General features: G+C 45.5%; 3 protein-coding genes and 1 pseudogene. 2 read left to right on the forward strand and 2 right to left on the reverse strand.

Annotation, left to right across the window (positions count from 1 at the left end):
- Together IQR33_RS31725 and IQR33_RS31730 are read left to right on the forward strand one after the other, a co-directional pair.
- A pseudogene (locus IQR33_RS31725) lies at positions 1-325 on the forward strand (hypothetical protein); the annotation flags it as partial.
- Positions 326-714: 389 nt separating this feature from the next.
- Positions 715-2019, forward strand: coding sequence for a dicarboxylate/amino acid:cation symporter (locus IQR33_RS31730; RefSeq protein ID WP_176311354.1), 1305 nt, complete (start codon positions 715-717; stop codon positions 2017-2019).
- A 98-nt stretch (positions 2020-2117) separates the two neighbouring features.
- Here IQR33_RS31730 and IQR33_RS31735 read toward each other — a convergent pair whose 3' ends face one another.
- Positions 2118-2492, reverse strand: a complete 375-nt coding sequence (locus IQR33_RS31735; RefSeq protein ID WP_193837786.1) for a YkvA family protein — start codon at positions 2490-2492, stop codon at positions 2118-2120.
- 237 nt (positions 2493-2729) lie between these two features.
- Positions 2730-3357: M20/M25/M40 family metallo-hydrolase (locus IQR33_RS35055; RefSeq protein WP_228014248.1), on the reverse strand; the 628-nt coding region annotated here is incomplete at its 5' end.

Here is a 3357-nt window from a genome sequence, read left to right on the forward strand (position 1 = left end):
CTTGAGCTCGCAAAATCGTTCAATTCCCATCAAAGATTGGTTTGAGCAATATCAACAACTAGAACCTCTTCCTTACCTAGGAGACGTGATGTTTTACGCGTTACTCCTCCCTCTAGCACAGTGTCAAACACCTTTGATCACGATTGAGTCACGTGAAAGGCACTGGTGGGAACAAAGCGTCCGTATCACTGAGGCTGGCAAGCAGTGTTTGGAAGGCTTAATACGAGCGAAACAATGCTATTGGGTTGGAGGGATTAAAAATACCAGTCAAAGTTATTGGAGCTGGGATCACCTCCAACTAACTACACTTGCCAACCATCATTGAGTTGACAAATATGAAAGCATAAAGGGTTCGTTGGCTCTGATGAACACTCAATACTAAATTATCCCTAAAGAAGCGACCGCTAGTCTGAATACAACTTAAATAGTTATGCAGAAATGCATCCACTCAAAGAGAGTATGCACTCTATCTCTTATTAAAATTTATTGTAAATCCTCTTTGTTATCGGTTGTATATTCGATAAAAGTGTTAAAATACAAACTTTTCATCCGGCCAATTCGTTAATATTTGGTTAAAATCCCATTTTTATTAGTGATAAAGTTCACATCTATTAACCATTTAGAGGATTATTCTTTCGTATTTTCTCACTCCGCTGCTAATCTGCTCGCCGCTTTGAAGTGAACTCAAGGTGCATAACTATAAGGAGTGTTCTCATGAATACCAAGAAACCGATGTCGCTTACCAGCCGCGTAATTTTAGGTATGGTTGCGGGTATCTTGACAGGATTTGCAATTCGCACACTTTTTGCCGACAACGGATTTGTCGACGCATACATTGTTAATGGATTATTCGAAGTTGGTGGACAGATCTTCGTTGCCAGCTTAAAAATGCTTGTTGTACCGCTAGTATTTGTTTCGTTAGTTTGTGGTACTAGCTCTCTCAAAGACCTTTCTACACTGGGTCGCATGGGTGGTAAAACCCTCGCTTTCTACGTTACAACAACGGCTATCGCGATTACGCTTGCTCTAACTATGGGTACTCTGTTCCAGCCAGGTGCTGGCGCTGACCTAACCGCAGCAAGTTCATTCAAATCAGCAGAAGCACCATCTTTGGGTCAGGTGATCATCGATATGTTCCCAACCAACCCTATCAGTGCGATGGCTGAAGGTAAAACCCTGCAAGTTATTGTGTTCGCGGTACTATTTGGTATCGCGATCAGCGCAGCAGGCAAACCTGGTGAACGTATTGCAGCGTTCTTCGCTGATCTGAATGAAGTGATCATGAAACTGGTTGCGATTTTGATGAACTTGGCGCCTTATGGTGTGTTCTTCTTAATGGCGAAGCTATTTACTGGTCTTGGTCTGGGCGCAATCGTCAATCTGGCAGAGTACTTCTTAGTACTGGCGGGGACGCTTGTCCTGCACGGCCTAGTCACTTACAGCTTAATGTTAAAAGGTTTCACTGGTCTAAATCCAATTACGTTCCTGCGTAAGATGGAAGACGCGATCATGTTTGCTTTCTCGACCGCATCATCAAACGCGACGATTCCAGTGACAATGGAAACAGCAAAGCACCGCATGGGTGTTGAGAACCGTGTATCATCGTTCACAGTACCACTTGGTGCAACCGTGAACATGGACGGTACGGCGATCATGCAGGGCGTAGCAACTGCGTTTATTGCTCAAGCTTTCAATATTGATTTAACTATGGGCGATTACCTAATGGTTATCATGACGGCAACTCTGGCGTCTATCGGTACCGCAGGTGTTCCTGGTGTGGGTCTTGTCATGCTTGCTATGGTATTGAACCAAGTTGGTCTGCCGCTTGAAGGTATCGCGCTCATCATGGGTGTTGACCGTCTACTTGATATGATTCGTACCGCAGTAAACATCACCGGTGACAGCGCAGTGACTATCATTGTTGCTAAATCGGAAGGCGCTCTGGATGAAACTCGCTTCAACGATCCAAAAGCTGGGGTCGCAGAAGAAGAAGTGCATCTGAAACGCGCGGAAGCTTAAACCCTTCCAAACTCAATTATCCTGTCTAAATGAAAGCCCCGATGGAAACATCGGGGCTTTTGTTTTATCTGCAATCTAAAGAATAGGTCATAGCTGCCCTACTCCGTCATCGAACTCAGCTTTTCTCTCGCTTGTTCTTCATGCTCGTCGGTGATGGCATTGCCGACCGAGTTCGCCGCTAGCGTCAGTGCTGCCATGTCATCGGTAAAGCCGACACCAGCTAGTACATCTGGCACCATATCAGTGGGGAGAACAAAGTAAGCTAACGCGCCACCAAGGATCGCTTTGTGGCGAACAGAAGTATTGGAATCTGCCATCGCAAGCCATGATTTGATGCCCATAACCGCAATCTCTTCGCCTGCTTTCTTGACGGAATTTTTCATTTTGCGCCAGAAGGTTTTCTCATCTGGTGCTTGCATCGTTTGGTCTAAGACGTCATCGGGCGCCGAATTTACAGACATGCTTGTGGTCATCGTGCCTCCTAAATTTATGACTGTGGCATAGATATTAAGGCGATGAACCTGAACGTAGGATTAATAGCGAGTAATGATAATGAAAAAAGGAAACAAAATGGCTAGATAAAAAAATCCCCAAACCGAAGTCCGGGGATTATTGCTTTGGAAACAAAAAGTTTTGGAAATCAAAAGTCTTGGAAACCAAATGGTTTGAAACCAACAGCTTTGGGAACCAAGCTTTAGAAGCAGAATGCCTTATTGAGCAATCTTCTCCAATACACGCATCAGCATTTTGATACGTGGTTCAATAGACTCAAGCAACAAGTACTCTTGGTCACTGTGGAAGCCTGCACCGATAGGCCCTAGACCATCCAAAGTTGGAACGCCTAGAATCGCCGTGTTGTTTGCATCAGAGCCACCACCGACTTCCTTCCAATTGATGTCGATAGCCAGTTCACTTGCCGCTTCTTCAACTAGCATCATCAGGCTTTCTGTTTGTGGGCTTGGCACCATAGAAGGCTTATACGCTTCACGAACCAACTCGATGCTCACGCCATCAACGAATGGTGTTTCCAGCATGCCATTTAGCTTGCTATCGACATCATCGTACTCTTCGTTGCTCCAGAAACGCACATCCACGATCGCTTCAGCATGTTCCGGAACTATGTTCGCGCCGTTACCACCAGAAACAATACCGACGTTCAGCGTAGTACCAGATTCAAAGTTGGTCATTGCATTGACAGCCAGAATCCAATTCGCCATCTCAGTGATTGCGCTGCGGCCATTCTCTGGCTCGTTACCTGCGTGAGCTGCAACGCCATTAAAGGTCATTTTGTAGCGAGCCATGCCTTTACGCGCTTTCACTAGACCACCGTCTGCACGT

The organism is Vibrio sp. OPT46, assembly GCF_015163535.1.
Taxonomy (GTDB): Bacteria; Pseudomonadota; Gammaproteobacteria; order Enterobacterales; family Vibrionaceae; genus Vibrio; species Vibrio alginolyticus.